At 45.6% G+C, this 22856-nt stretch carries 24 protein-coding genes; 13 read left to right on the top strand and 11 right to left on the bottom strand.

Features of this window, described 5'->3' with window-relative positions; all coding sequences use genetic code 11:
* Positions 1-274 precede the first annotated feature (274 nt).
* The 3 genes from H6F63_RS20880 to H6F63_RS20890 all read left to right on the top strand — a co-directional run bounded on the left by H6F63_RS20880 (position 275) and on the right by H6F63_RS20890 (position 2429).
* Positions 275-1180 (top strand): nucleotidyltransferase domain-containing protein, encoded by a 906-nt coding sequence (locus H6F63_RS20880; RefSeq protein ID WP_190639392.1) that lies wholly within the window; start codon positions 275-277, stop codon positions 1178-1180.
* Between the two features lie 58 nt (positions 1181-1238).
* Positions 1239-1586 carry a DUF6717 family protein gene (locus tag H6F63_RS20885; protein WP_190442279.1) on the top strand — a complete coding sequence of 116 codons (348 nt, stop codon included), beginning with the start codon at positions 1239-1241 and terminating at the stop codon, positions 1584-1586.
* A 72-nt stretch (positions 1587-1658) separates the two neighbouring features.
* The gene (locus tag H6F63_RS20890; RefSeq protein WP_190639393.1) at positions 1659-2429 is read left to right on the top strand and encodes a nucleotidyltransferase domain-containing protein; all 771 of its coding nucleotides are present in this window, start codon (positions 1659-1661) and stop codon (positions 2427-2429) included.
* 86 nt (positions 2430-2515) lie between these two features.
* Here the strand turns inward: H6F63_RS20890 and H6F63_RS20895 are convergent, their stop codons facing one another.
* The 5 genes from H6F63_RS20895 to nagA form a co-directional block, all read right to left on the bottom strand.
* On the bottom strand, positions 2516-3151 hold the full coding sequence (locus H6F63_RS20895; protein WP_242020001.1) for a transglutaminase family protein: 636 nt from the start codon (positions 3149-3151) through the stop codon (positions 2516-2518).
* An 80-nt stretch (positions 3152-3231) separates the two neighbouring features.
* The gene (locus tag H6F63_RS20900; RefSeq protein WP_190639394.1) at positions 3232-3609 is read right to left on the bottom strand and encodes a DUF423 domain-containing protein; all 378 of its coding nucleotides are present in this window, start codon (positions 3607-3609) and stop codon (positions 3232-3234) included.
* A gap of 44 nt (positions 3610-3653) precedes the next feature.
* Positions 3654-4073, bottom strand: coding sequence for a hypothetical protein (locus H6F63_RS20905; RefSeq protein WP_190639395.1), 420 nt, complete (start codon positions 4071-4073; stop codon positions 3654-3656).
* 39 nt (positions 4074-4112) lie between these two features.
* Positions 4113-4799: a magnesium protoporphyrin IX methyltransferase gene (gene bchM, locus H6F63_RS20910; RefSeq protein WP_190438144.1), complete on the bottom strand. Its 687-nt coding sequence runs from the start codon at positions 4797-4799 to the stop codon at positions 4113-4115.
* Positions 4800-5021: 222 nt separating this feature from the next.
* Positions 5022-6218: an N-acetylglucosamine-6-phosphate deacetylase gene (nagA, locus tag H6F63_RS20915; RefSeq protein ID WP_347276822.1), complete on the bottom strand. Its 1197-nt coding sequence runs from the start codon at positions 6216-6218 to the stop codon at positions 5022-5024.
* Positions 6219-6246: 28 nt separating this feature from the next.
* Here nagA and purE point away from each other — a divergent pair, with 28 nt between their 5' ends.
* The 4 genes from purE to H6F63_RS20940 all read left to right on the top strand — a co-directional run bounded on the left by purE (position 6247) and on the right by H6F63_RS20940 (position 11587).
* A complete protein-coding gene (gene purE, locus H6F63_RS20920; RefSeq protein WP_190639396.1) occupies positions 6247-6768 on the top strand; it encodes a 5-(carboxyamino)imidazole ribonucleotide mutase in 522 nt (173 codons plus the stop codon).
* Between the two features lie 514 nt (positions 6769-7282).
* Entirely contained in the window at positions 7283-8893 is a 1611-nt protein-coding gene (locus tag H6F63_RS20925) for an ammonium transporter (protein ID WP_190639397.1), read from the top strand.
* Positions 8894-9337: 444 nt separating this feature from the next.
* Complete coding sequence (locus H6F63_RS20935; RefSeq protein WP_199298188.1) at positions 9338-10252, top strand: SGNH/GDSL hydrolase family protein; 915 nt, start codon at positions 9338-9340, stop codon at positions 10250-10252.
* A 129-nt stretch (positions 10253-10381) separates the two neighbouring features.
* The gene (locus H6F63_RS20940) at positions 10382-11587 is read left to right on the top strand and encodes a 4-hydroxy-3-methylbut-2-enyl diphosphate reductase (protein ID WP_190639398.1); all 1206 of its coding nucleotides are present in this window, start codon (positions 10382-10384) and stop codon (positions 11585-11587) included.
* A 35-nt stretch (positions 11588-11622) separates the two neighbouring features.
* Here H6F63_RS20940 and H6F63_RS20945 read toward each other — a convergent pair whose 3' ends face one another.
* Both H6F63_RS20945 and psbN read right to left on the bottom strand, forming a co-directional pair.
* Positions 11623-12507, bottom strand: coding sequence for a mechanosensitive ion channel family protein (locus tag H6F63_RS20945; RefSeq protein WP_190639400.1), 885 nt, complete (start codon positions 12505-12507; stop codon positions 11623-11625).
* Positions 12508-12678: 171 nt separating this feature from the next.
* A complete protein-coding gene (psbN, locus tag H6F63_RS20950) occupies positions 12679-12810 on the bottom strand; it encodes a photosystem II reaction center protein PsbN (protein WP_190420022.1) in 132 nt (43 codons plus the stop codon).
* Positions 12811-12893: 83 nt separating this feature from the next.
* Between psbN and psbH the strand changes: the two genes are divergently transcribed.
* Positions 12894-13097, top strand: a complete 204-nt coding sequence (psbH, locus tag H6F63_RS20955; protein WP_190420020.1) for a photosystem II reaction center protein PsbH — start codon at positions 12894-12896, stop codon at positions 13095-13097.
* Between the two features lie 114 nt (positions 13098-13211).
* Entirely contained in the window at positions 13212-13484 is a 273-nt protein-coding gene (locus tag H6F63_RS20960; RefSeq protein ID WP_190451950.1) for a TatA/E family twin arginine-targeting protein translocase, read from the top strand.
* Positions 13485-13902: 418 nt separating this feature from the next.
* Here the strand turns inward: H6F63_RS20960 and H6F63_RS20965 are convergent, their stop codons facing one another.
* Positions 13903-14640 carry a response regulator gene (locus H6F63_RS20965; RefSeq protein ID WP_190420016.1) on the bottom strand — a complete coding sequence of 246 codons (738 nt, stop codon included), beginning with the start codon at positions 14638-14640 and terminating at the stop codon, positions 13903-13905.
* Positions 14641-15432: 792 nt separating this feature from the next.
* Between H6F63_RS20965 and H6F63_RS20970 the strand changes: the two genes are divergently transcribed.
* The gene (locus tag H6F63_RS20970) at positions 15433-16059 is read left to right on the top strand and encodes a CPP1-like family protein (RefSeq protein ID WP_190639401.1); all 627 of its coding nucleotides are present in this window, start codon (positions 15433-15435) and stop codon (positions 16057-16059) included.
* Here H6F63_RS20970 and H6F63_RS20975 read toward each other — a convergent pair.
* The 3 genes from H6F63_RS20975 to H6F63_RS20985 form a co-directional block, all read right to left on the bottom strand.
* Positions 16051-16758 carry an HAD family hydrolase gene (locus H6F63_RS20975; protein WP_190639416.1) on the bottom strand — a complete coding sequence of 236 codons (708 nt, stop codon included), beginning with the start codon at positions 16756-16758 and terminating at the stop codon, positions 16051-16053. The genes H6F63_RS20970 and H6F63_RS20975 overlap by 9 nt on opposite strands.
* Before the next feature lie 43 nt (positions 16759-16801).
* On the bottom strand, positions 16802-17908 hold the full coding sequence (gene hppD, locus H6F63_RS20980; RefSeq protein WP_190639402.1) for a 4-hydroxyphenylpyruvate dioxygenase: 1107 nt from the start codon (positions 17906-17908) through the stop codon (positions 16802-16804).
* An 85-nt stretch (positions 17909-17993) separates the two neighbouring features.
* Positions 17994-18695, bottom strand: a complete 702-nt coding sequence (locus tag H6F63_RS20985) for an SDR family oxidoreductase (RefSeq protein WP_190639403.1) — start codon at positions 18693-18695, stop codon at positions 17994-17996.
* A 197-nt stretch (positions 18696-18892) separates the two neighbouring features.
* Here H6F63_RS20985 and H6F63_RS20990 point away from each other — a divergent pair, with 197 nt between their 5' ends.
* The 3 genes from H6F63_RS20990 to pstC all read left to right on the top strand — a co-directional run bounded on the left by H6F63_RS20990 (position 18893) and on the right by pstC (position 22820).
* Positions 18893-20362 (top strand): cyclic nucleotide-binding domain-containing protein, encoded by a 1470-nt coding sequence (locus tag H6F63_RS20990; RefSeq protein ID WP_190639404.1) that lies wholly within the window; start codon positions 18893-18895, stop codon positions 20360-20362.
* A gap of 226 nt (positions 20363-20588) precedes the next feature.
* Complete coding sequence (locus H6F63_RS20995) at positions 20589-21620, top strand: PstS family phosphate ABC transporter substrate-binding protein (protein ID WP_190639405.1); 1032 nt, start codon at positions 20589-20591, stop codon at positions 21618-21620.
* A gap of 255 nt (positions 21621-21875) precedes the next feature.
* Entirely contained in the window at positions 21876-22820 is a 945-nt protein-coding gene (pstC, locus tag H6F63_RS21000; RefSeq protein WP_190639406.1) for a phosphate ABC transporter permease subunit PstC, read from the top strand.
* The last annotated feature ends 36 nt before the right edge of the window (positions 22821-22856 follow it).

Raw genomic sequence — 22856 nt, forward strand, 5'->3', positions numbered from 1 at the left:
ACTCATGACACTTAAATCGCTGTTTACCGTTATGAATGTGACCGTTTTTGACTGTTTTGGAGGAAGCACAGTTGGGACAACCAGGCATGAGAAAAAGAACAACGTCAGGTCTATCTCTATATCATTACATCTTTGGCACTACCTAGGAGGGGAAGGGGACTAGGGATTAGGGACTAGGGACTAGAAACAAGGGAGTGGGTAATAGTCCTCCCAATCCCCAATCCCCAATTCTCCATCCCCAATTCTCCATCCCCAATCCCCAATCCCCAATCCCATGAATCCCAACTTAATTTTGCCAGTCGGAACACAGGTAGTAACTCGCGTCGATATTCAAGATGAGGCGGTGCATACTCGCGGCAGTGTCGGCGTTATCATTAAATCGCCTCAAGACAACTCCCACGCCTACCGCGTCGAGTTTCCCGATGGAAGCGTTGCATCCCTGTGCCGAAGTGAACTTACCATCCGTAAAGACTGGCAAAAAGAAGGTTTGCAACCAGCAGCCTACTTATCTGATTTCGACCTTTACGATTATGTGATTTACCGCTGTATCGTCGGTTCTAAAGCTTACGGTCTAGATGATGCCAACTCCGACATTGACCGACGTGGCATATACTTACCACCAGCTGATATGCACTGGTCGCTCTACGGTCTCCCGGAGCAGTTGGACAACAAAGACACCGAGGAATGCTACTGGGAACTCCAGAAATTTCTGACACTCGCACTCAAAGCCAACCCGAACGTCTTAGAGTGCCTTTACACGCCACTGGTAGAAAAGGCGATGCCCCTGGTTGAGGAATTACTGGCAATTCGGTCTATTTTTCTCTCTCAGTTAGTTTATCAGACATATAACGGATATGTGATGTCTCAGTTCAAAAAACTTGAACAAGACATCCGCACCAAAGGCGAAATCAAATGGAAACACGCCATGCACCTAATTCGCCTCTTGTTATCCGGTATCGCGGTGCTGAAAGAAGGTTTTGTCCCGGTGCGCGTCGAAGAACATCGGCAACAATTGATGTCTATCCGCTACGGTGAAGTTCCTTGGGAAGAAGTCACCGCTTGGCGTTTAAGCTTGCACAAGCAGTTTGATGATGCTTTTGCCGTGACATCTCTGCCAGAACGTCCAGATTATGAAAAAGCTAATGCTTTTTTAATCAAGGCGCGTAGAAGCATGGTTTAGATTTTAAACCCTAAAAAGAGAAATAATTTTGAGAGAAATTTGAAAGGAGATTAATTTAATGTCTAATGCAATGATGGTGATTTTCCCCTATCGTGAGTACACTTGGGTATTTGATGATGAGCGAGTTGGACTTGTACGAGAGCCATTTGTCAGCGGCATTCCGGAAATGATTGATATTCTCGTTCAAGACATTCCCAATGCTGAGAAAGGTTTCAAACTTTTGTTTTCTGGAAACCCTTTCCCCGGATATCAAGCAGAATTAACTTTGTTGAGACAAGAATACAATGGCAACTGGTATCGCTGGGAGTCGAATAACATGGAAGGGTGGCTATGTCCCGCTTTGTTTAAATACTTCAGCGAAGCGCCGATGAAACTTTATTGCAAAGCGGAGAAACTTCGTTCCTGAGTAGTTTTCTCGTTACCAGGCGTAAGCTGGGTAACGAAACTTGGGAGGCTCTACCTCCCCTTAAAATAAATTATGGCGACAATGCAGCAACTACTCCCGGTAATTTCTGACCAACCCTATCCGCTTTTATTTGCCACAATCAGCGGCGCACATCTGTATGGTTTCCCATCGCCTGATTCTGATTATGATTTACGTGGTTCGCACATTCTGCCAGTATCAGAGGTTGTTGGCTTAGATACTGGACGGGAAACTATTGAAGTCTCAGAATTACGCGACAATCTAGAAATTGACTTGGTAACTCACGATGTGAAAAAGTTCTTTTCGCTATTACTTAAAAAGAATGGCTATGTTTTAGAACAGCTATATTCGCCTTTAATCCTGCACACTACGCCTGAACACGAGGAATTGAAAGACATTGCCAAAGGCTGCATCACCCGCCATCATAGCCATCATTATTTAGGCTTTGCTCAGACGCAATGGAAACTTTTTGCCAAAGAAGAACGGCGGCGAGTTAAACCCCTGCTTTATGTTTATCGGGTGTTATTAACTGGTATTCATCTAATGCGAACGGGTGTAATCGAAGCCAACTTAGTGCAGTTGAATGAATTATTCAAATTACCTTACATTCCTGACTTGATTGAGCGGAAGTTAGCAGGAGCAGAAAAATCTGTTTTGGAAGATGCTGATATGGCATTTCACCTGAGCGAATATGAACGATTATTAGGTGAATTAGAAGAGGCGAGTCAAAACAGTACCCTACCGGCATCGCCTTCTGCCAAGCCTGCGCTGAATGACTTGCTGGTGAGGGTACGGTTAGCATCTTTTACAAACAAGTTAGGGTAGGTTTAGTTAAAAAACCTCACCTAACAAATACTTGTGGGCGTTCGGTTTCGCTACCGCTCAAACTAACCTACAATTAATAGGTGAAATTATAATTCTGGCGGCAAATTTTTAATTAAATCTTCACGATTATTACTATCTTTTAAAGCTTTAATAACATTTTTATTCGCTTTGGCATAAATGGTGGGGTAATCTCTCTCGCCTAGTTCTTCCCTCACAGGATATGCAAGCATTTCTGTATCAATACTAAATTCTGCTGCTACTCCTTCTTTATTACCACGGGCATCAGCTCTAATCCATCTATTTAAACTTCTCAAATAAATTGCGTTCAAACCATGTAAGCTGAACCACGGTTTATCAGTATCATCTACAATAAGCTTTTGATAGCAAAGTCCGGTGGGGATTCCTAAATATCGTAAGATGGCAGCTAGTAAATGTGATTTTGCATAGCAAATACCTTGTTTGTATTTCAAGACATCGGAAGCATTGCAGGTGACGGTATCGCTGTTTATATCGAATGAATGGGAAATTTCATCTCGAACATACTCATATACCGTTTTAGCTAAATGAATATCATCATTCTCAACATTGGCAGATAAATTCTTGGCGATATTTTGTATGCTTTCTATGTTATAATCGATGACTTCTGATGGCGCTAGATATTCTTCAAGGTTATTAAGTTCAGGTATTAATTTCATTGGATTTATACTAATTTTATTTGGCAAGGCTACAATATTTGATCTCCCCAACCCCCCTTGAAAAGGGAGCTAAGAAAAAGTCGTATCGTACACGTACATTGTGTTAATTATTTAAACCTGAGGACGGCGACAAACAGGCAACCCCAGCCTACAATAAATGCTACTCCTCCTAGTGGAGTAATTGCTCCCAGCCATTTAACACCTGTAAGGCTTAAAGCATACAAACTACCAGAGAACAACGCCACGCCAACGATGAAGGCATATCCAGCCGCCACCAGGCTTGAGTGTGCTGCTTCGGCACGACTTAATAATAATGCTACCATTAACAGCGCCAAAGCGTGATACATCTGATAACGAGCGCCAGTTTCAAAAATTTCTGTCGCCCTTTCAGTTAGTTTTTCCCTTAAAGCATGGGCAGCAAAAGCACCAAAGGCGACAGATGTAGCGCCGAGGATGGCGGCTATACTCAAAAAAATCCGCGTCATTTTCTCAGCCGAGTCCTAAGAGTAGTTCTCTTCAATTTTAAATCCTAAAGATTGAATCGATAGGAAATTCCTCCCTCTGAATTAACATCAAAATTGGCATCGAACTCTTTCGCTTTTTCATCCAAATACTGCTTGGCTTCTTTGCCTGATAGCTGCGCCTCTGCTGCAAAGCGCAATGTTGTAATGGTGCCGTCGCCGTCTTGGATGAGCCGATAAAAGATAGACTGGAGGCGATCGCGTGTTTCTTTGGAGTATTGTTTTTGCAATCCCCTTGCCAGCCATCCTCCCAAAGCTACTGCGGGTAGCCCTAAAGCTAAACCTCCTAAAGCCGCATCTCTATCTTCCTGCTTATCCTCCGGGCTAGCATCCTGGTTTGGCATCGTAAAAACGATTAATGGGACTAATAGAACCAGACCGCCAAAGGTAAGTAGTAAACCCGCAGATAGTTTCTTAATCAGCTTCATAGGGCAGTTGATATATTCAAGACTGCCGCGATCTTAACCTCAGTTTCGGGTAGCTTCCAGTAGGCGAGAAAAATAAAAGCGAGTCTTAGTCATTGCTTTGCGCTGAATGACAAAACCGTTACTTTCCAGAATCTTCACGACATCAGCTTCGCGGTGCAGGTAAGCGCGAGTTGCTTTGCTGGGGCCTGGGAAGAAACTGCCGATTTTCTTAAGCAAACTGAGGGCTAAAGTTTTGGGTGCAAAGCTGAGAATTATCCGAGATTCTGCCATTGAACACAGATGAGAAATCATCTCGGCGGCTTTGTCTTGGGGATAGTGAATTAACACATCCAGACAAATCACGGTGTGATATTTACCGCTCAATGTTTCCAAATCCTGCACGGTGAACGTAGGATTGCTATTGTTCCCTAAAAGTGCTTCGGCTCTTTCTTTGGCTTCTCCTACCATTTTTTCGGAGATGTCGCTGGCGTAGAGTTTGGCACCAGCTTGGGCGAGGGGAATGCTGAGGCTACCAACACCACATCCGGCATCGCAAATGGAGAGAGTTGCTAAATTGCCATCGTCTGTTAGCCAGCTGATGACAGTCTCAACTGTCTGCTGATGCCCTTCGCGGATGTCTAGTTGGACTTTATTAACTTCGCCGTCGCCGTAGATGCGCCGCCACCGATCGAATCCGGTGGAGTTGAAGTAGTCTTTTACTATCGTTTTGTCGTCTGCTGCGTTCATGAAATTGGTTTTTATTGTAACTGTTCCCAACGCTTAAACTTACCATTGTGCGAGGTCAGTAGTATTAGTTGAGCCGTATTAGGCGGTGGAAACCGCTGCTAGACAAACTAAACCTGCCTACGCAGGTTTCAATTCCCTTGGTTCTCCGCTAGTTTACCCTTCGGGGATGAGATTCTGTATAGCCGTGAAAACCTTCGCCAGGGCTTTGTGCATCTGAATACCTTAAGCATTGGGAAATAAACGCTGCCAGGTTAGCTCTTTGGTTGCTTCGTCTAGATGCCAGCGCAGCAGTTGATGAGCGGGTTGACTGAGGTAGGGACTGGTTTCGTTGTTTTTTTGGCGATCGCGTTTTGATGGTTCTTTGAGCAACCCTATGGCGCGACGGGGTGCTATGGTTGCTAGAGCGATCGCATCCTCTATTTGACAAATCCCCCACTTGACTAAATTCTGCACTCCCACCAATAGCGGTAATGTTGTCCCGGAAAGGGTGCCATCTGGTAGTCTTGCTGTACCATTTTTTACTTCTATTTGCCGAGTATCCCACGGGTAAATGCCGTCTGGTAGCCCCAATGGTGATAATGCGTCGCTAACTAAAAATATGCCTTTTTCGTAGTCGCTGGCGCATAGCAGCATCTGGATCATTGTCGGGGAGACGTGCTGACCATCGGCAATTAAACCACACATCACGTCAGGATGGACGATTGCTGCTCCGAGTAATCCGGGTTCTCGGTGATGTAAACTGGGCATGGCGTTGAAGGCATGAGTCACCATTGTTGCACCCGTTTTAAAGGCACGTTGCGCTTGAGTTTCTGTGGCTTGGGAGTGTCCGAGACTGATGATAATGCCAAGCGATCGCAAATACTCTATTGCTTCCCCATCATCTAATTCTGGTGCCAAGGTGATTACTTTGACAATACTGGCGTAATCCCCTAAGATTCGCTTCACGTTGTCAATTGTCAGGGGCAATAAATACTCTGCTGGGTGTGCGCCGCGCTTTTGGTAATTCAGAAATGGCCCTTCTAGATGAACTCCCAAAATCTGGGCGCTGGCTTTATCGTTCTGCTGGGCGGAGGCATCAGCGAAAATGGATAGCGATCGCTGTATATTCTCTACTGATGTCGTGACGATAGTGGGCAAAAATCCATCTACACCCTGTTCCCACAATAATTTAGAAATTTCGGGTATTTTATGGTTATTTTCTAAATTAACCTCTGGAAATGCTAACCCTAGCGCCCCGTTAATCTGCAAATCCACACCTCCCAGAGAAAGCCACTCGCCTCCTACATCTAAGAGTCCATCTGGCGATCGCATTCCTTTTTCAAAGACGCGCATCGGTGAGATTTTCTCAATTGTGCCTTGTGTAACGGAAATTTCCTGTAATCCTTGATATCCAGGCAGTCTAACGTTGATAATATTCACAATTCGATTATCCCAAATCTAAAATCGCATGACTCAACCCCTAGTTGGTATTATCATGGGCAGCGATTCCGATTTGCCCACTATGCAAGACGCGATCGCAGTCTGTGAAGAATTCAGCGTTAACTGCGAGGTAGCGATCGTCAGCGCCCACCGCACCCCTGAACGGATGGTAGAATATGCCCAACACGCCCACCAACGCGGCATTAAAGTTATTATCGCTGGTGCTGGTGGCGCGGCCCATCTGCCGGGAATGGTTGCTGCTTTAACACCCTTGCCTGTGATTGGAGTGCCAGTCGCTAGCCGTCATTTGCAGGGTGTCGATTCTCTCTATTCCATCGTGCAAATGCCAGGGGGAATTCCCGTCGCCACTGTCGCTATTGGCAATGCGAAAAATGCTGGTTTATTGGCTGTGCAAATATTAGCTTCCCACCAACCAAAATTACTTGAACGAGTCCAGCAGTATCGCCAAAATTTAGCCCAATCTGTTATGGAAAAGCAAGGGCGGTTAGATGAACTGGGCTACAAGCAGTATTTAGAGGAAAGGCTCTAAGAGTAATTTGGATGCAAGGATTGTGAAACCCTTGCCCGTAGCAAGTTTTATAAATTTAAGCGTTGCACGATTCAAATAAAATCGTACAACATCTTTGTGCAGCAATCAGACAAATTACTAAAACTTTTTACCAAATCGGTTCTATATAAAAATTTACACTCAATGAGCTGAAAATATTGTATTATCTTACTCTAGATTTTATTCATCCCCCGAAAGGTATACTTTAGCTACAGGCTACAACTGCCTGTAGCTAAGACTTTGGAAAAATTCTTTTTTGGTCAACTCTCTAAAGTATTAAACAAGGAAGTGTATTCTATTATACAGAATTTGTGATGAAGAAAATACAAAATCTAAGGACTTAAAAGGCAAAATTACAATTTTTCCAAACGCCAATAGCGTCTTGAATCCCTGTGGGGTTGTTTCTACAAATAGGTCATTTACCGCTTCAGAGGGCTAAATTTACCCCGATTGCGAAACTGTTGGATGTGTTTTAAGCGGCAAGGAAACTGCACTGATGATCTCTAGACTAAAGATAAAAAAGAAGAAGTCGAGGACTAAAAGTAAGCGACTTTCTTCAAATGGGCTACCTTACTCCCCTCGGAGCGCCATGATGTGGAAGCAGTTACAGACTGCTATTAAGAGGTTAACTCCGAGCTGGCAAGCTTGCATTCCTATAGCCACAATCATTGTGATGCTGTGGGGTTACTCGGCAGTTGCCCAAGATGCTCCGGCAGCCGCTGGCCCGACAACAGCGGAGCTAAAGGTAGCATTGGATACTTTGTGGGTAGCGATCGCTGCCTTCCTAGTGTTCTTTATGAACGCTGGTTTTTGTATGTTAGAAACTGGTTTTTGCCGCCAGAAAAACGCCGTCAACGTTCTTGCCAAGAACTTGATCGTGTTTGCTTTGGCTACTGTTGCTTTTTGGGCGATTGGTTTTGGCTTGATGTTCGGAGATGGCAACCCCTTCATCGGACTCAATGGATTTTTCTTAGGTGGAGCCGATAACAGTCCCGCCACAAACGATGCCTATCAAGGCGTCTTTAGCTCTCTCAAATGGGCTGGTGTCCCTCTAGCTGCTAAGTTTTTGTTCCAGCTAGTATTTGCCGGAACCGCCGCCACAATTGTTTCTGGAGCAGTTGCGGAACGGATTAAGTTTGTTGACTTCTTAATCTTCAGCCTCATACTCGTAGGTATTATCTACCCAATCACCGGACACTGGATTTGGGGTGGTGGCTGGCTGGCTACGAGAGGTTTCTGGGATTTTGCTGGATCAACTGTAATTCACTCGGTTGGTGGTTGGGCAGCTTTGATGGGAGCGGCATTCTTGGGGCCACGCCTAGGAAAATATCAAGACGGGCAGAGTGTTGCTTTCCCTGGTCACAACCTAAGCATTGCCACCTTGGGCTGTTTAATTCTCTGGTTGGGCTGGTTTGGTTTCAACCCAGGCTCCACAATGGCTGCCGATCCCAACGCCATTACCCACATTGCCCTGACAACCAACATGGGGGCAGCTGCGGGTGGAATCGCCGCTACAGCTACAGCTTGGTTGTATCTTGGTAAGCCGGATCTGTCGATGATTATCAATGGCATTTTGGCAGGCTTGGTGGCAGTTACAGCCCCCTGTGCTTTCATCAGCATTGGTAGTGCTTTGATCATTGGTTTGATTGCCGGAGTTGTGGTAGTTTTCGCTGTCACCTTCTTTGACAAGATGAAGATTGATGACCCAGTGGGTGCTACTTCGGTTCACCTTGTCTGTGGTATTTGGGGTAGTTTGGCAGTGGGGTTATTCAGCGTCGGCCCTGGTGTCTACTCCTGGTACGGCGAAGGTCTTGGCCCAACGAAAGGGTTACTGTTGGGTGGTGGCCCTTCACAGTTCATCACTCAGCTGATTGGCGTTGTTTCAGTAGGCGGCATGACAGTTCTACTGAGTACAATCCTCTGGATGGTGCTTAAGGCGACCCTTGGTATCCGAGTTAAGCCTGAAGAGGAGTTTGAAGGCTTGGATATCGGCGAACACGGTATGGAAGCCTACAGCGGATTTGCCAAGGAAGCAGGTGCAGGTGGTTTTGCTGAGACTGGTAAGCACGGTGGAATGCCAAATTCACCGGGAGAGTATGTCAAGTAAAGGCAAAGGGTAATAAGTATAAGAAAAAGGCAAAAGAATTTTTTCTTTTGCCTTTTTCTTTTTCTGGGAGCGATCGCGTACATTATCCCCCCCCGCTGGCACCTTCATCATTCTCAAAATCCTAGATGCTACAGTCGGTCTGCGACTCAAGCCACAAGCCGAAATGCAAGGGATGGATATCAACGAACATCGTGAAGAAGGTTCAGGACTTACGCACTTGCCGTGAACTAAAGTTCCGGCTCAAAGCCCAAACCCATTGAAATGGGTTGGTTCGGGTTTTTTAGTCAGTTTCAACTGACTTGGGCTTTCAGCCAGGAAATTGATTTCCTGGTTCCTAGTGCGTAAGTCCTAAAGGTTATGGAGATGAATTCGGAGGGGGATGAGTTTTACCAGTGAGTGAAACTAAACAAATTTATTGCTGATAGCCTTTAAAATCAAATTCAAATGCTGAATTTGAGAAGTGTGTCTACCCGCTCGAAAACCTTGATTCCGGCTTGGGCTTTCATTTCCCTGGCTACTAACGGGCTGCTGATGCTAACAACGATCCTGTTGCTGAATCGGGATCGGTGGCTACCAGCCAGATTTCAATCTAGCGATTCTACATCGCAGATGCAAACCCCGCCGGATCTCTCTACCAGCCTGATGAGTAAAACCCTTGCTCCCCAACCAACTTTAGGACAACGCCACCAGTTGTCTTATCAACAGTGGGTGGCTTTGCTGGGGCGAGAAGCTGAGGTAATAGCAGCAAACAAACCACCAAATTTAACTGTCCTAGCTGGGGATTCCCTCAGTTTATGGTTTCCTCCTGAGCTATTGCCAAGCGATGCTCCTTCGGGGACTAGGCGTGATCGCACTTGGCTAAATCAGGGAATTTCTGGCGATACTTCCGCTGGGTTGCTTAACCGATTATATGTATTTGACCAAACTGAACCGAGTACGATTTTTGTGATGATTGGTATTAACGATCTGCTTCGGGGAGGGAAAGACCAGACAATTTTGGCGAATCAGCGACGGATTATCCGCTATCTGCGGCGAGTTCATCCCCAAGCCGAGATTGTGATTCAGTCGATTTTGCCTCACAGTGGAGCTAGGTCAACCTTTCGCGCACGCGATCGCTTGTCTGAAGTCCCCAACAGTCGCATCCGCAAGATTAACCAACAACTAGAAGCGATCGCACGTTCGGAAGGTGCCAATTATCTCAACCTGTATCCTCTCTTTAGCAATTCTCAAGGCGATTTGCAACTCGATTTGACTACCGATGGCTTACACCTGAATTCCCAAGGCTATTTAGTCTGGCGTTCGGCGCTTGTGCTGTTCATGGGGCTGCAACTAGAACCCGCCAATGCCAAAATTAATTAAAATTCTCCCTCCTCTCGTTCTCATCCTCAGCCTGGGAACGAGGAAGCGAGGGTAATTTACCTTTCCCTAGGCATCCAGGCAATTTATGATTTACAAGGAGATAAGAGAGAACACACAGGAAACGGCTAAATGGATACAAAAGCCTTCAAACGGTCATTAAACAGTTCTGAGAACTACCATCGCAAGGGCTTTGGTCATCAAGAGGAAGTCGCCGGAGTCCTCCAATCAGAATATCAAAGCAATTTAATTCAGCAGATTCGGGAAAACAACTACACCCTGAAACGCGGTAATGTCACCATCCGGTTAGCACAGTCGTTTGGTTTTTGCTGGGGTGTGGAACGCGCCGTAGCAATGGCTTATGAAACCCGTCGCCACTTCCCCAGCGAGCGAATTTGGATTACTAACGAAATTATTCACAACCCTTCTGTAAATAAGCGCTTGCAGGAAATGCAAGTCGGGTTTATCGCCTTGGAGGAAGGGAAAAAAGATTTTTCTGTAGTCGATACTGGTGATGTGGTGATTTTACCAGCCTTTGGTGCCAGTGTTCAGGAAATGCAACTGCTCAACGATAAGGGTTGCACAATTGTTGATACAACTTGCCCTTGGGTTTCCAAAGTCTGGAATACTGTCGAGAAACACAAGAAAAAAGCTTACACTTCCATTATCCACGGCAAATACAACCACGAAGAGACAGTCGCCACCAGTTCTTTTGCTGATAAGTACCTGGTAGTGCTAAATATGGCACAAGCTGAGTATGTCGCTAACTATATTCTCAACGGCGGCGATCGCAATGAGTTTATGGTGAAATTCAACCGCGCTTATTCGGCTGGCTTTGACCCAGATAAAGATTTAGAGCAAATTGGCATTGCTAACCAGACGACGATGCTCAAGAGCGAAACCGAACAAATCGGTAAACTATTTGAGCGGACAATGATGCAAAAGTATGGCCCAACCAATCTTTCGGAGCATTTCCAAAGCTTTAACACTATCTGCGATGCTACTCAAGAGCGCCAGGATGCAATGTTTGAGCTAGTAGATGAAAAGCTGGATTTAATGGTGGTGATTGGCGGTTTCAATTCTTCCAATACCACACATTTGCAAGAAATAGCCATTGACAGGGGCATTCCGTCTTATCATATCGACAGCGCCGAACGAATTGGCCCAGGCGATCGCGTGGAGCATAAGCCGCTGCATGGCGATTTGGAAGTAAAGGAGAATTGGCTACCTGCTGGCTCAATTGTAGTGGGAATTACTTCTGGAGCTTCAACTCCCGATAAGGTTGTGGAGGACGTAATCGAGAAAATTTTTGAGTCGAAGGCTGTGGCGCTGGTTTAAAAGCTAGGGTGGGCTTCCACCCTACAAAATTTTAACTATCTATCCTTACCATCGGCGACGGGGAAAGCATCATTAAACTGCTGCTGGTCGTAATGGTAAAGAGTGCGGATAGGGTAAGGAATGTTAATGTCAGCGCGATCGCAAGCTGCTTTCAGGGCGATCATTACTTTTGTTCTGGTGCGGCGCACCTCTATTTTTTGCGGTAATGTCCAATAGCGCACCACCAGGTTAATTGAGCTATCACCAAAGCCCACACCATCGACTTCTGGCGCTGGTTTTGGCAAAACTCCCTCGACTTCAGACACAGCTTTCTGGAGGGTAGCGATCGCGTGGGGGATTGGCGTATTGTAATCTACCCCTATCTCCAAGTCAGTCCGGCGGTGAGTCATAGCAGTTAGCACCTGCACCGGAGAAGTGAAGACGATCGCGTTTGGCAGTACCACACGCTCTCCCTGATAAGTCATAATTTGGGTAGAGCGAATCGAAATTTCTTCAATAGTACCCTCGAAACCCTCCACAATCACCTGATCGCCCAACCGAAAAGGCTCCTGCAACAGCAGCAGCACTCCCGCCAGGAAATTTTTGAAAATATCTTGAAAGGCGAAGCCAAACGCCACAGAACCTAGACCCAGCAATCCAATGATGTCACCCAGTCGCAAGTCTGGAAAGGCAACAACACAGGCAAAGAGAACTCCCCCCACCCAGGTTCCGACAAAACAAGTCTGCATTAGCAGCACTCGTAGGGACGGGTTTTTCAGCGCCCGCCTGCCAATTCTAGCGACCATCTGTCGCACCAGATTGGCTCCGTAACGGGTTAAAAAGAGGATCGCGATCGCCAGAAAAATTCCCGGTAGCGCCTCAATGGTATAACCCATTGTGTTTAACAGGCTCTGTTGAATTTCTTTGAGCAGAGCAGTCATAGGCGCGTTAAAATCATCTCAACTCTGGAGAACAATATCAGAAGATACAGGGAAAGCTGTTTTTTGTTTAGTTATTTTGGCGTAAAGGCGTTTCTGGAAATCATCAAAAATGATTAGCCCGCCTGCGCGGGCTTGATTTGTGTAAGTGCCCATCAACGGCTAATGTGAGTTTTAGTCTTCGTGATCTTCAAACGGATCGCTTAATTCCTTGGCAGGAGGGCCAAAAGAGGTATAAATTGAAAGTCCAGTAATGGCGACGACAAAAGCACAGATACTAATGCTAAGAACTGTTGCGGGTTCCATAGGTTGAATAATTTATGAGAGCTTATCTTATACAATATTACAAAACGTTAAAAATTTCAGTCGAGATTGGTCGCTAGTAATCTATGGCACAACGCACTTGGTTAGGAGATAGACTCAAACCCCTGAACTCCGAATATGGAAAAGTCGCTCCCGGTTGGGGTACGACTGGATTGATGGGTGTTTTCATGGCGCTATTTTTCGTCTTTTTGCTGATTATTTTGCAAATTTACAACTCCACGCTCTTGATTGATGGTGTGGATGTGGATTGGAAAAGCCTAGGCGGTTGATAAACTGCTACAAGGCTCTGAGCCTTGGGGCTTTGCTTAACGCCGTGAGTGAAGAACACGCGAGTTTTCCCGGCTATGCCGGGTTTTTTTTGTCAGGAAAGCAGGAAAAAACCTATGAATGTATTTGGCATTGGCCTGCCGGAAATGGCGCTGATAATGGTTGTGGCTCTTTTGATATTCGGCCCCAAGAAGTTGCCAGAAGTTGGTCGCAGCCTGGGTAAGGCGATTCGAGGGTTTCAGGAAGCATCCAGAGAGTTTGAGGGCGAGTTTAAGCGGGAAGCAGAAAATTTAGAACAAGTAGTAAAAACCCTTCCCTCGTCTGAAAGTGAGAAAGTGGCAGATGTGAATTCTGAGAATCATGCCACAAGCTCGTCTCAACAAGGATAAAGATTCTATCTAGTTTCTAGTTAGATGGTGGAAAGTAGGAAACGGGGGCGATCGCATCTGGCGCGATCGCTTCTTTGCTCCTGTCTGCCTAAATTCAATTAATTAGCTGCCACTGGGAGAAACCTGTACTCCTGCAAAATCTGTCTCAGGGAAAGACAAAGCTTTAAAGCTGGGGTCAATATTGGTAAAACAGTTGGTTAACAAAGCAGCGACACCAACACTTAGGGTAGTAGATTTATTTAAACTTTGGGGAAATAGCAGGGGCTACAAGCCCCCAGCATAAAACTCATAAGCAGACAACAGCAGGCATAACGCCATTCAGTTTTAGGCTTTTCACCTTTGATTGACTAAAACTTGCTCTAAACTTTGGTTTCAAAAATCCAAAATCTAAAATGGTAGATATTCCCAAAAAATACCCCTAAATGCGCTCTGTTTTGCCATTCTGCTCAGTTGTACTGGGTACCTCAAACTTATACCCTACTCCTCGAACGGTTTGAATTAGCTCTGGCTGAGCCGAATCAATTTCAATTTTCCGGCGAATCTGACCGATATGAACGTCAACCACTCTCGGATCTCCGATGTACTCGGAAGCCCAAACTTCTTTGATCAACTCTGCCCGTCGCCAAACTCGCCCCGGATGACTCGCTAGAAAATGTAGCAAATTAAATTCTAAGGCGGTCAGGGGGATTGGCTGGTCGCTAATATTCACTTCCCTACGCACTGGATCGATAACCAGTTTGTCAAAAATCAAACGTTGTTGTTCAGCGACTTTCAGGGGTCGGTGACGCTTGAAAAGCGCTCCTACCCGCACGCCCAGTTCCCCTAAACTAAAAGGCTTGGTGATGTAATCATCCGCGCCTTGCAAGAACCCGTGGATTTTATCGTTTTCGTCGGCGCGACTTGTCAACAGCAGCACCAAGACATCTGTGCGTTCCTGTAATTCCTTACAGAGTTGATAGCCAGTCGTGTCCGGCAAATTCACGTCTAGAATCACCAGGTTTGGGTTGAATTGCTCAAAGACGGCGCGGGCTGTCTTCCCGTCTTCAGCAGACTGCATTTGGTAGTTTTGCTGACTTAAAAACCGATGAATGAGATTCCGGATGGCAGGATCGTCATCCACGACAAGAATTTTGTGAGTTGCGGAAGCCATGACCATAACTTTCCACTAAAAACTGGATTATGATTAACGGACAATAGAGGTGTTCAGGAAAGAGCTGCGTGGGGAGAATTTGCGCTTATTTTCGCTTAAACAAAAGTTCCCCACTTTAATTAGTGTTCCCAACCTAATGGCGTAATGAGCATTTTAGACAATTATCGGCGCTCGCTCCAGGCGATGAAAATATCTTGTAATGGACAATTTTCCAAAATCAAGGTTTAAACGGTTTGTTTTATGTCTTTTTTGGGTGAAAAGATGAATTTTACCGATCGCACTGGGAGGAATCATCTGATGGCTGGGGTAGTGAGCTAGTAAAAGTGTTTTTCGGCTCAAGTGCTTGAGTTGAAGGATCAGGCTAAACTAACTTGCAGGGGGATGAGTCTCATCCGGTCAAGGCAAACCTGTTAACGGCTCTTTTGGCAGTACCTGTGGACTTGAACGGTACAGAACAATGAACCAGTATGGCAAAACTTCATGGAAAATGTATAGATACTTTGTCAAATGTATTAATTTATGACAACTCCATGCGAAAAAAGCTACAGAACATCTCTTGGCACGGTACGTACTACGAGCAATATGCTTATAGTAACCGGGAGTAGAGGGGGTGTCGGCCACTTAGCTTAACACGCTTGTGCTAACTTACACAGTGCTTGCAACTCGTGGGTCTGGAGCGTAAACATTTTCTTTTGTTGCTAGAAACTAACATAGGGGAATGTTGAGGGTTTTTCTCTTCGGCGGCTGAATAAATTCGATGAAGACTGATATAAATAATGGATCTCTGGGAGGTTTTGGATGAGCGAGCAAAATCCCTACGAAAAGCTTGGGCTGACAGAAGACTCAACGTTTGAGGAAATTCAGGAGGCGCGATCGCGTCTCCTTCAAGAGCATCATGGGGAAAAGGAGCTTCTGGAAACTATGGAAGCTGCCTACGATGCGATTTTAATGGAGCGTCTTAAAATGCGCCAAGAGGGAAGAATTAAGGTTCCTGAACGGATTCGTTTCCCAGAACGGCGAGAAGCACCCGCTCCCAATTTTGCTCCGCCTCCGGTAAACCGTTCTGGGGCTTGGCTATCTCGGCTGGTGGATACGCCTAGTTTACAGGAGGTTATTTGGCCTAGCGGTTTGTTTTTACTATTGAGCGGCGTGAGTCTCCTCTACCCAGGTACGAATGATTCAATGCTGCCAATGAATATGGCTTTGGGAGCCGGATTAACTTTATTCTTTGTCAATCGCAAAGAGCGAAAGTTTGGTCGCGCTGTACTGCTGACGCTGTTTGGGTTGTTGGTGGGGATAGGATTGGGAACGCTGTTTAATAGTCTGCTCTTGGAGCAAATTTCTTCTATCGGTGTGAGTGCTAATCAATTCGAGGCAATAGTGACGTTTATTATCCTCTGGCTGGTCAGCAGCTTTCTACGCTAGAAGAATTTGTTCTGGCTGCGACTGACTCAAAACTAAATCCACGGCTTCGCTGAGGTCGTGGACTATTTCTGTTGGTTGATATTGCTCTATTTGGGCGCGATCGCGTATCCCACAAGTTACCGCAATTACCTTGATATTGTGTTTCTTGGCTGCTATTATGTCAGCCTCAGTATCTCCCACCATCCATATATCAGTCGCGGGTGGTAATTCCTTGATGGCTCGTTCCATCAGCAAAGGTTTGTCATCAATGTCGCGAGTCTTAACGTAGTCGTTGCTAAGTCGATAGCAGCGGTCTTTAGGGAAAAAACGCGCTACATCGCAGCGGCTGAAGGCATATTCTAGCTCTAGCTCTCGGCGCATGGTCATAACTACTAAATCGACACCAGCTTGCTGTACTTTTTCCAAAGCTTCTACAGCTCCCGGAGCTAGTTGATCGTATGCCATATAGGGGAGCGTATGGACAGTTTGACGGCGCAGTCCGGCAAATTCCTTGGCTTGCGCTTCATCTAAACCGGAGAGAACGCCGATTTGTAGCTCTGGTACGCGCGATCGCTTCAAACTCCAAAATTCTTCCTTAGACATTTTTCTCACAGGCTGATCTTGGCGTTTCGTATGCTCCAGACAAAACTGGTAAACCTGGTAATATCGCTCCGAAACATCCATAATCGGGCCATCGAAGTCTGTAATAAGTCTTAACATTTGCTGAACTATAGTGACTGGGATTGTTAATTTCAATAGCAGATTACTGCATTTTTGGGACGGATTGGGGATTGGGAATTGGGAATTCCAAACTACCGCGCTGCATCTGATCGCGCTCAATAGCTTCAAAAAGAGCGCGAAAATTGCCTTCCCCAAAGCCTTGCGCCTGGAAACGACGCTCAATCAGCTCAAAAAAGAAAGTCGGCTGTGGAAAAATTGGCTGAGTAAAAGTTTGCAACAGCAGCGCTTGAGGATTGTCCTTCTCCCAATCCACCAAAATTTGTTGCTTGGCGATTTCTTGTAATTCAGTTTTTGATAAGTCGAGTCCTTGGCGATTTTGCAAATCGGTGTAGTAGGTGGGGGGAACCGACAAGAAAGGTAAACCAGAGGCGCGGAGGCGCACGATCGCCTGCACAATTTCAGGAGTCTCTAACGCAATATGCTGAATTCCCGAACCTCGATTCACATCCAGAAATTCCTGAATTTGAGAATTAGCCGAACTCGGTTCATTAATCGGTAACTTCACCCAACCATCAGGATGAACCATTACCTTACTGTGCAAGCCAGAACGCTTTGTCTGAATTGCGAACGACTGGTGGGGCAAAAAAGAGAGGGTATTTTTATACCAAGCAACCGCCCGATCCAGATCGCCAGCAGGAACATTCAGCACCACATGATCGATAGCGGTAAACAGTCCCTTGTCTATAGTTTGTTGTTTATTCCCGCTAAATACCAAAAAACCAATATCAACTGGCAAATTGCCGCTTGCTTCAATTAAAGTATGCGACAGCGACCCCCAGCCAGTGATTTTGCCCCACTTGACATATCCTTCATCTTGGAAAAAGTGTCTAATTGGTTGCAGCACTTTCGCCCCTTGCGATCGCGCCCTCTCCATCACCGACTCGACATCTGGAACCCGAAAAGCCAAATCTGCCACACCAGGAGGGTGCAGGCGCAAAAACTTAGCAACCGGGCTACTGGGTGCAATAGGAGAAGACAGAATAAAGCAGACTGAACCGCTTTTAACTACTTCCGTGCGAGTGTCGCTACTCGCACCGCCAAAGACACATTGAAAGCCCAGGATTTGAACAAACCAGTCGCGCAACGCTGTGGCATCTTCAACATAAAAGCGAACGTGATCGATTTTCATGGTTTATTCAGTCTTAGAGCTTTCCTGAGTGTAAATTCTGCCCTTTTCCCCGGATTTCCCGGTCACTCCTAAGAGAGAGACAAGGCTAGAAAAATAGGTGGCTTTCTGGCTGAATATTAATTTCCATTGGCACCGCCTGCGGATCGGCTGCAAGAGCGAACATAATTGCGTCAGCAGCAGTTTCGGCACTGAGCATCTTTTTTCGGTCAACCTTCAAGGTAACTTTATCCCAGAAGGGAGAATCGACACCGCCAAAGTAGAACAAGGTGAACTTGATGCCAAAACGCTTCAGTTCATCCGCCATGCACTTGCTGAAACCCACAACACCAAATTTAGAGGCACAGTAAGCCGTTGCCATCGCCATTGAGTGCTTGCCCAAAATCCCTACCACATTGCAGATGTGACCGCTTTTATGCTCCTTCATCGCCTCAGCAGCCGCCTGACAGGTGTAAAAGCTGCCCTTTAAATTCACATCGATCATGGCATCTAAGTCTTCTGCCTCTAACTGGTTGTACTGCTTGAGAATACCAGCACCAGCAGCATTGACTAAGACATCAATTTTCCCGAACTGGGCAACAGCCTTGGACATCAGCGCCTGTACCTGCTTTTGGTCGGTAATATCTGTGGGTACGGTTAAAACAGAATTGAGTCCTGATGCCAAGGAATCCAAACGGCTGCTATCTCTTGCTGCCAGTACCAACTGCGCTCCGGTTGGTGCCAGTTTGCGCGTCAAGGCGGAACCAATCCCACCACTGGCACCAACGATTACAATAACTTTGTCTTGCATATTGCTTTACATTTCTTTACATCTTTCCCCATAATACTGATTCCGGCTGATTTTGCTCAACAAAGGCGGTTACACTCCTTTTGCTGGTTTTTTCTGGTTCCCAGGCTCGTGAGGATGGCGCTGGGGGGAACTTTCCCAGCAAACCTTGTCTTATTGATAAAGTGCTTCGCGCGTTCCCTCTTCAAATGGAGTAATTCATGAATTGGATTGTCACATCGGCACAACAGATATTTGCAGGCTTATTCTGGCTTTTTACCACGCCGTTTTTTAATATAGGCAGCAACTCTCTCTCGCTTGGTTTGATTGTCCAACTGATTCTGTTAGCCTTGACGGTATTTGTGATTTCTCGCGCCATTAGTGAATGGATAAAGCGGAAGCTGCTGGTACGAGTGGGATTAGATAGGGGAAGTCGAGAAGCGATCGCATCCGTCCTTAGCTATTTGTTGGTAGGCTTGGGCTTTATGATTGTGCTGCAAACAGCAGGCATCAACCTCAGCTCTCTGACTGTATTTGCTGGAGTTATCGGGATTGGTGTAGGTTTCGGGTTACAAAATTTAGCCAGCAACTTTATCAGCGGACTCACGCTACTTGTTGAACAACCAATCAGAGTCGGAGACTTTATCGAAATCGAGAACCTGTTAGGAACTGTAGAAAACATTTCTATTCGTTCCACCATTGTCCGGACACTTAATGGCGTTGTCGTTATAGTTCCTAATATTCGTTTTGTCGAAAATCATATTATTAACTGGAGTTATAAAGATTCTAATTGTCGCATTCATCTTCCAATTGGCGTGGCATATGGTAGCGATCCGGTATTAGTTACCGAGGCACTTTTAGCCGCCGCCCGCATGGAACCTGGCGTTTTATCTTCTCCTCCTCCCAAAGTTTGGTTTAAAGCTTTCGGAGAAAGTTCTTTAGATTTTGAACTGGTACTTTGGATCGACCAGCCACAAAATAGCGACCCAATTAAAAGCTCTTTAAACTTTTTGATTGAGCATGAATTTCGCTATCGAGGCATTGAGATTCCTTTTCCCCAGCAGGATGTAACAATCCGAAATCTAGAAAAATTAGAAAATTTGTTTCAAAAACATAACGCCGCAGATGTTTCCAATGGCATCAACTCCCAGAATGGCGCGATCGCATCCAACAACAAGCTAGTTTCAAAATCTCCTGACAATTGGACGCTGCGCGATTTGTTGCGGCGCGTGGCATACTTTGAAGGCTGTAGTGATTTAGAATTGCGGCAATTAATTGAATATGGGTATCGGCAACTTTTTCCAAACGGACAAGTTGTATGTCAAGAAAATGACCCAGGCGATTCATTTTACATTATTCTCACCGGGTCTGTAGAAGTTTTTTCCCAAAAAGCCGAGAAATATATTGCCACGCTTCACCAAGGAGAATTTTTTGGGGAAATGTCTTTGCTGATGGGAACCCCTCGTTCAGCTACAGTTCGCACTTTGGAAGATTCAATTTTATTTGTAGTAGATCGCCACGATTTACAGAAACTTTTGGTAGATCATCGAGAGTTAGCCGATCAGATTGCTCAAAAATTATCTGAAAGGCAACAGGCGCTAAGAGATTTAGGATTACTTGCTGAAGGAATCACAGAACCGACTCCTTTTATTCGGATACGTCAACGAATTCAAAACCTATTTGGTATTTGATTGTAGTTTGTGTTTCTTATCGTTTATTAAGGATAGCCTTTACCTTTATCCAGCCTAAGTTTTAGTTAGTATGGCAGCGCTTTTAACCAAAACTTAATTCTTTTTTCATCTAAAGATAAATTAATTTTAACTCAACCACAACCCTAGATTATAAATCCTTAACCATGAGCAGGTATTCTATCTGAGGTTAGATTTAGAGCGAACTTAGGGTTCCGGAGCAAAGGATATGGCAGCCAACGAAGTAAAGTTTAAGCTTAACCGCTTGACAGCAATAGGAACTGCGGCAATCACAGCTGCAACAATTGGTTTATCTGTATCTGCGGTTAAGTCCCAAAGCCCAGCAACAATTAAGATTGACGGTTCCAGCACAGTTTTCCCGATTACTGAAGCCGTAGCCGAAGAGTTTCAGAAGTCAAGAAGAGGCGCAGTAAGAGTTACAGTTGGCGTTTCCGGTACTGGCGGCGGCTTCAAAAAATTCTGTTCTGGCGAGACAGATATTTCTAACGCCTCCCGTCCTATCAGCACCTCAGAAATGGCGGCGTGTAAAGCCGCGGGCGTTCAGTACGTTGAACTGCCAATTGCTTATGATGCCTTAACAGTTGTGGTTAACCCGGCAAACACTTGGGTCAAGAGCCTGACAGTTGCAGAACTCAAGAAAATGTGGGAGCCTGCGGCACAAGGCAAAGTCAAAACTTGGAACCAAGTACGTTCTTCATTCCCCAATGCACCTATAAAACTATTTGGGCCGGGTGCTAGTTCTGGAACCTTCGACTACTTTACCGAAGCTGTTAACGGCAAAGCCAAAGCCAGTAGGAGTGATTTCACTGCTAGCGAAGATGACAACGTACTGGTACAGGGCGTTTCCCGCGATAAGAATGCGCTGGGATACTTCGGATATGCCTACTACGAAGAAAACAAGGGCAAGTTGAAGGCAGTACCAATTGATAGCGGCAAAGGTCCCGTGTCCCCATCTGCCCAGGCGGTGCAGAATGGAACTTACACTCCCCTGTCTCGGCCTATGTTTATCTACGTCAGCTCTAAATCCATTAACAAGCCACAGGTGCAGCAGTTTGTACAGTATTACATAGGTAATGCTGGTAAGTTTGCTCGTGAAGTGAAGTATGTTGCTCTGCCAGCGCAGGCATACACCCTCGCGAATAGTCACTTCAAAAACAAAAAGTTTGGCACAGTGTTTGCAGGCGATACAAAAACCGGACTGCGAATTGAACAACTGCTACAGCTCGAAGCTAAACAGTAATAGGCAATAAAAAGGAAAAATTTACTTATTAAATTTTTCCTTTTCCTTCTCAGAGGATGTCCCCGAAGTGTCAAAAGTTAGTTTGATCGCCCAGCCCCCCTTTTCAAGGGGAGAGAATCAAATCTAAGTCCCCCTTAAAAAGGGGGATGCAAGGGGGATCTCAACCGCCTAAGCGTCTCGATTATGACTTTTCAGACATCCTCTCAAAGCCCAGCCTAAAAAGCATTTTAACTACGATCCATAAGTGGCTTAATTATGACCGAAAGACCGCTGCAACTACCTTCTAAACAACCTCAATTATCGTCAAAGCTAGTACGCGACTTACGGGAAAAGGCAATTGAGTTTGTGTTATTTTTGGCGGCGCTTTCCTCGGTAGGAGTTACCTTTGCAATTATCGGCATCTTAATTGAAGAATCTTTCCTATTTTTCCAGAAAGTATCTATAGTAGAATTCCTCACCAGCACCACTTGGTCGCCTTTGATTGCCGACGCAGATGGAAAATTTAACTACGGGATATTGCCCCTGATTTCAGGAACTTTAGTTACTACAGCAGTGGCCTTGTTGCTGGCGGTGCCGCTGGGTACTATTGCAGCTATTTATCTAAGCGAATTTGCTAAACCACGAGTGCGAGAGGTGGTTAAACCAGCCTTAGAATTACTGGCAGGCATTCCGACAGTTGTTTACGGGTATTTTGCATTTTTGTTCGTCACCCCGTTGTTGCAGAAGGTGTATCCCGATTTGCCTGGTTTTAATATGTTGAGCGCTGGCCTAGTGATCGGTGTAATGATTATTCCTTATGTCAGTTCTCTGAGTGAGGATGCCATGCGTGCTGTACCTGTGAATTTGCGCGAGGGTTCCTATGCAATGGGGGCTACCCGCTTACAGACAGCGTTGCGAGTTGTATTACCAGCCGCTATTTCCGGGATATCGGCCGCGTACATTTTGGGAATTTCGCGTGCCGTGGGAGAAACAATGGTGGTAGCGATCGCAGCTGGGGGTCAGCCTAATCTTACCTGGAATCCGACAGAACCAGCACAGACAATTACCGCCTACATCGTAGCAGTAAGTCTCGGCGACCTACCTTATGGCAGCTTGGAATATGAAACCATATTTGCAGCTGGATTAACCCTAGTGCTGATGACCCTAGTTTTCAACATTGGCGGTCATTTCTTGAGAAAACGCTACCGAGAAATTTACTAAGTTAGTTATTAATAAGTTAATAATCGATGACTAGCT

It is taken from the genome of Trichocoleus sp. FACHB-40 (assembly GCF_014695915.1).
GTDB classification, from domain to species: Bacteria; Cyanobacteriota; Cyanobacteriia; order Cyanobacteriales; family FACHB-T130; genus Funiculus; species Funiculus sociatus.